This is a genomic window from Streptomyces sp. NPDC046876 (assembly GCF_040645035.1).
Lineage (GTDB): Bacteria > Actinomycetota > Actinomycetes > Streptomycetales > Streptomycetaceae > Streptomyces.
Map to the genome: position 1 here is coordinate 11,996 of NZ_JBEYXK010000129.1, position 5,163 is coordinate 17,158.

Annotated in this window: 5 protein-coding genes and 2 pseudogenes; 5 read left to right on the forward strand and 2 right to left on the reverse strand. The window is 70.5% G+C overall.

Annotated features, from left to right (window positions below; translation table 11 throughout):
• Window positions 1-377 precede the first annotated feature (377 nt).
• The gene (locus ABZ924_RS34945) at window positions 378-1,673 is read right to left on the reverse strand and encodes an MFS transporter (protein WP_361919134.1); all 1,296 of its coding nucleotides are present in this window, start codon (window positions 1,671-1,673) and stop codon (window positions 378-380) included.
• Between the two features lie 154 nt (window positions 1,674-1,827).
• Here ABZ924_RS34945 and ABZ924_RS34950 point away from each other — a divergent pair, with 154 nt between their 5' ends.
• The gene (locus ABZ924_RS34950; RefSeq protein WP_361919136.1) at window positions 1,828-2,589 is read left to right on the forward strand and encodes a phosphoglyceromutase; all 762 of its coding nucleotides are present in this window, start codon (window positions 1,828-1,830) and stop codon (window positions 2,587-2,589) included.
• Between the two features lie 101 nt (window positions 2,590-2,690).
• Here ABZ924_RS34950 and ABZ924_RS34955 read toward each other — a convergent pair.
• Window positions 2,691-3,045, reverse strand: a pseudogene (locus tag ABZ924_RS34955) (tyrosine-type recombinase/integrase); the annotation flags it as partial.
• 79 nt (window positions 3,046-3,124) lie between these two features.
• Between ABZ924_RS34955 and ABZ924_RS34960 the strand changes: the two are divergent.
• The 4 genes and pseudogenes from ABZ924_RS34960 to ABZ924_RS34975 all read left to right on the forward strand — a co-directional run bounded on the left by ABZ924_RS34960 (window position 3,125) and on the right by ABZ924_RS34975 (window position 5,133).
• The gene (locus tag ABZ924_RS34960; protein ID WP_361919146.1) at window positions 3,125-3,268 is read left to right on the forward strand and encodes a hypothetical protein; all 144 of its coding nucleotides are present in this window, start codon (window positions 3,125-3,127) and stop codon (window positions 3,266-3,268) included.
• Window positions 3,250-3,648 (forward strand): annotated as a pseudogene (locus tag ABZ924_RS34965) (ATP-binding protein); the annotation flags it as partial. The gene ABZ924_RS34960 and the pseudogene ABZ924_RS34965, both read left to right, overlap by 19 nt.
• Before the next feature lie 308 nt (window positions 3,649-3,956).
• On the forward strand, window positions 3,957-4,439 hold the full coding sequence (locus ABZ924_RS34970; protein ID WP_361919138.1) for a hypothetical protein: 483 nt from the start codon (window positions 3,957-3,959) through the stop codon (window positions 4,437-4,439).
• 337 nt (window positions 4,440-4,776) lie between these two features.
• A complete protein-coding gene (locus tag ABZ924_RS34975; RefSeq protein WP_361919140.1) occupies window positions 4,777-5,133 on the forward strand; it encodes a hypothetical protein in 357 nt (118 codons plus the stop codon).
• The last annotated feature ends 30 nt before the right edge of the window (window positions 5,134-5,163 follow it).

Genomic DNA, 5,163 nt, shown 5'->3' on the forward strand with positions numbered 1-5,163 from the left:
GCCCCTGGGGTTTCGACGGTGTTCGCTCGTCTGCGGGCGGTGGGTGGTTGTTCGCGCAGTCCTCGCGCCCCTGGCGGGGGTCCGGGACCGCATGGAAGCTGGCCGCACCCAACGGATCAGGGCAGCACCCCCAGGGGCGCGGGGAACTGCGCGCTCAGCCACCCACGACCCGCAGGCAGCGGACGGGGGAGCCACCCAGGGGCGCGGGGAACTGCGCGCTCAGCCACCCACGACCCGCAGGCAGCGGACCGGGGGAGCCACCCAGGGGCGCGGGGAACTGCGCGAGCAACCACCCACGGTCCGCAGGCAGCGGACTGGGGGAGAGCCCCTCGAGGGGCGCGGGGAACTGCGTGGGGTGGCGGGTGCGGCCAGTGGGGCTAGGCGGCCGGGGCAGGGGCTTCGGCCGCGGCGGGGGCGGGGGTGCCCGCGGCGGTCGGCGGCTTCGGCTCGGGCGGGAGGTGCCGCATCAGGAGCCAGTAGCCCACCGCCGTCACGGTGCCCAGGACACCGGTGGCGCCCCACAGCCACGCCGCCCCGAACCGGTCGATCACCTGCCCGGCCATCAGCGGTGCGACCAGCGACGCCACCGACCAGGACATCGTGTACACCCCCTGGTAGCGCCCCCGCCCCCGCACCGGCGACAACCGCACCACCAGCCCCATCTGCGTCGGCGAGTTCACGATCTCCGCCAGCGTCCACACGCACACCGTCAGCGCGTACGCCCACAGCGACCCCGCGAAGGCCGTCAGCGCGAACCCGTACCCCGCCAGCAGCGCCGAGACCACCAGCAGCATCTGCGGGTTCCGGTGTTCGATGAACCGGGTCACCGGGATCTGCAGGGCCACGATCAGCAGGCCGTTCACCGCGATCGCCAGCCCGTAGTCGCCCGGCGAGAACCCGGCGGCCCCCATCGCCACCGGCAGCCCCACCGAGCCCTGCGTGAAGATCAGCGAGATCAGGAACGACAGCCCGACCACGCCCATGAACCGCCCGTCGCGCAGGACGCTCCCCAGCCCCACTGCCGGCTCGCCGGGGAGGGCGGCCCCGCCACCGGCCGCCCCGGCCGCCCCGACCGCGTCGGGCCGTGACTCCGGCAGCTTCACGTACACCAGCACCGCACACAGCAGCGTCAGCGCCGCCTCACCGAGGAACCCGGCGAGGTAGCTGTACTCGGCGACCAGCCCCGCCGTCATCGAGCTGATCGCGAAGCCCAGGTTGATCGCCCAGTAGTTCAGTGCGAAGGCCCGCACCCGGTCCTCGGGCCGGACGATGTCGGCCATCATCGCGGACACCGCCGGACGCGAGGCGTTCGAGGCCATGCCCACCAGCAGCGCCACCGCGGCGATCGCTGCCGGATGCTCCATGAACCCCAGCAGCGCCACCGAGAACGCGGTCGAGACGTTCGCCGCCATCAGCGTCGGGCGCCGCCCCAGCCGGTCGGTCATCACCCCGGCCACCAGCGCGGAGACCACGCCGCCCAGCCCGTGCAGGGCCGCGACCAGTCCCGCGAACGAGGCCGAGTAGCCCCGCTCCAGCGTCAGGTACAGCGTCATGAAGGTGGCGACGAAGGCCCCGAGCCGGTTGACCAGCGTGCTCGTCCACAGCCACCAGAACTCCCGTGGCAGCCCCGCCACGCTCTCGCGCAACGCACGTCTCAGACTTCCCACGGACATACGGAATCCCCCCGGCGATGTAAGTGGCCCTGCTGCCTCCTGGACCCTACGATCACCGGCCGCCCCAGGCCACCGGATTGACGCCCGGCGTCAATCCACCGGGCCCCCGGACACCGCGCGCAGCGGCCCCGGCGCGTCCATTAGGCTCGGACGCATGGCCGACGCACCGTACAAGCTGATCCTCCTCCGCCACGGCGAGAGCGAGTGGAACGCCAAGAACCTGTTCACCGGCTGGGTGGACGTCAACCTCAACGAGAAGGGCGAGAAGGAGGCGGTCCGCGGCGGTGAGCTGCTCAAGGACGCCGGCCTGCTCCCCGATGTCGTGCACACCTCGCTCCAGAAGCGTGCCATCCGCACCGCGCAGCTGGCCCTCGAGGCCGCCGACCGCCACTGGATCCCGGTCCACCGCTCCTGGCGCCTGAACGAGCGCCACTACGGCGCCCTCCAGGGCAAGGACAAGGCCCAGACCCTCGCCGAGTTCGGCGAGGAGCAGTTCATGCTGTGGCGCCGCTCGTACGACACCCCGCCGCCGGCCCTCGAGGACGGCACCGAGTTCTCCCAGTCCGAGGACCCGCGCTACGCCTCCATCCCGCCGGAGCTGCGCCCGCGCACCGAGTGCCTCAAGGACGTCGTCGTCCGCATGCTCCCGTACTGGTACGACGCGATCGTCCCGGACCTCCTCGACGGCCACACCGTCCTGGTCGCCGCGCACGGCAACTCCCTGCGCGCCCTGGTCAAGCACCTCGACGGCATCTCCGACGCCGACATCGCAGGCCTGAACATCCCGACCGGCATCCCACTCTCCTACGAGCTCGACGCCGACTTCAAGCCCCTCAACCCGGGCGGCACGTACCTCGACCCGGAGGCCGCCGCGGCCGCCATCGAGGCCGTCAAGAACCAGGGCAAGAAGAAGTAAGAAGAGCGATCACGCCCCTGACCTGCACACATGGTGCGGGTTGGGGGCGCTCTTTTGCCCTGGTCCCACTGTGGGCCCTCAGCCCTGGGAAGCGTCCGGCTCCGCAGGGCCCTGCCAAGAGCCTGCCGTGCCCTGTCCCGGCTGCTCGGCATCAGATGGGCGTACACCTTCAGGGTGAGTCCCGGGTCGGAGTGCCCGAGGTACTCGCTCACCGCCTTGATGCTCTCGCCCGCGTCCAGCAGCACGGACGCGTAGAAGTGCCTCAGCGCGTGCATGCCGTGCTCTCGCGCGGCGGCGTGCTCCCGGCTCTTCGCCGCGGGGATGACTCCCACCTCGGCGAGCGAGGGCTTCCAGTGGTCCTCATTCAGCGACCTACGCCAGACATGGCCACCAAGGGCCGGTGAAGAGCAGTCTCTTGGTGATGGGCGGGCCGCCGGCGCGCATCCAGGGCAGCGTCCGCAGATGTGACTCGGCTGGAACGAGCCCAGGGGCCGGGATCCGATGCGGGGGAAGGCGTGGGGCTTGAATCTTGGAGATGGACGACGCCATGCCCCCACGTGAGCCGGTAGTCGTGATGATGGCGAAGTTCGTCAACAGCGCGGGCGACGTCGTGGAGTACGGCGTGGACCTTGGGAGCCCGGGGCGGACGTGGCAGACGGAATCGGAGGTCATCCAGTGACCGCCGTCGCCGGTTCTGTCCGGCCGGTCTGCGTTCTGATGGCTGGGCTTCCCGGTTCGGGGAGGACGACGTTGTCTCGCACGCTTACCGACCGCGGCTTCGTCAGGCTGTGCCCAGATGAAGAGATGTTCCGTCGGCATGGTGTGTACGGAGTCGACTTCCCCCGAGGCACGTTTCCGGCCCTTGAGCGCCCGGTTCTCGAAGAGGTCTCTCTGGAGCTTCAGAAGCAACTCCGCGCGGGAAAGAATGTGGTGGTCGACCATGGTTTCTGGACGCCGGACGAGCGTGCTTGGTGGCACACGACTGCAACGGACGCCGGCGCAACTTCGGTGTTGGTCTACCTGGAGGCCAGACGCGAGGAGCTTTGGGAACGCGTCAGCAACACTCGGGCCGGATCGCCCTGGCTCCCTGCCTGGCTAGCGAGTGGTGGTGAGCCCCGAAACCCCGGTTCCCGGTCGGATGCCGGGGTTTCGCGTACCCCCTGCTAGTTGCTGGATCCCAGGTCAGCGACCCTTCAAGTTGCCAGGACCGGTGCTGGACCCAGCGACCCCTGTTGCTGGACCTAGCACCCGTCTAGGGGCCTCTGTGGGTGGAGAAGGCCGTCTCTTTCGGATCTTGCTTCCGAGCCGGGCCTGGCGCAGAAAACTCCTTTGGGGCGTCGCCCCTCCGCACATGAGAATGCGTCGTCATGGGAGCGGACATACACGGGTTCATCGAGTGTCGGGTCACGTACGGCACCATCGACGAGGAGGATTCGAGCTGGGATGCCGCCATCGACCTGTCTCTGCTGTACAACGGAAACAGTTACGACGCCTTCGGCTGCCTGTTCGGCGTCCGGAATTACTCCGGCTTCCGGCCCCTCGCTGAAGGGCGGGGGCTGCCGCCCGACGTGACTGAGGAGGTCCGGGGCTACTACGAGGATGACCCGTACCTCTACCACAGCGCGTCCTGGATCGGGTGGGAGGAGCTGGCCGCCGTCGACTGGGACGAGCCCAACCTCCCCGTCGACGCCCGCGTGCACGAGTACCGGATCACGCGGGTGGAGCGTATGACCCGTCGGGAGGCGTTGAGCCAGGACGGAAGGTGGGCCCCGGTCTGGGCGACCATGAAGGCCCTCGCCGACGTGCACGGCCCTGAGTACGTCCGGCTCGTCGTCTGGTTCGACAACTAGACGGAGCGGCCTTCGGCCGCCGACCCTTGGCAGCTCGCTGCGCTCGCGCCCGCCGCTCAGCGGGGCATCCCAGAGTGGGCGACTGGCAGGGCGTCACGGGTGTGACGCCCCGGCATCACGCCTCGTCGCGCGTGACGGCCTGGCCGACCTCGGTGCCCTGGACCTGCGTGCCTCTGGCGTCCCGGCCGCCGTGACGCCCGTGACGCCGAGCCGAGCAGGAGAGGCAGCAGCAGCAGTCGAGGCCCCTGTCGGCGGTGCATTCCGCCGGTGGGGGCCTCCGGCGTTGGCGTGCGGGCGGCGGGCTGACAGGATCATCGGCATGGGGGTGCCGATGGGGATGCGGAACATACGCAAAACGGTCAACCGGGTGTGCGGGGGCATCTGCGTCGCGGTGCTGGCCGCTCTCTGCGGCTTCGTGGTCGTCGACGACTGGCGGCTGCTGCACATACGGGCCGGCGACTGCCTGACCGGCGCGGCGCAGGAGGAACCGGACCCGGTCGGGTGCGCGGAGCCCGCGGCCCGCGAGGTGGTGCTCCGGGTGTTCGAGGGCGAGCTCGACGCAAGCATGTGCGACGCGGTGCCCGGGGCGGAGCGGTCCTACGTGGTGGAGGCCCATGTGTCCCCCGACTGGAACGTCGTCTGCACGGCCCCCCGCGACGGCGCGGGCCGGGCGGGGCACGGCCGACAGGTGTGACGAGGGGCCCCGGCCCGGGCACTGCCCGGG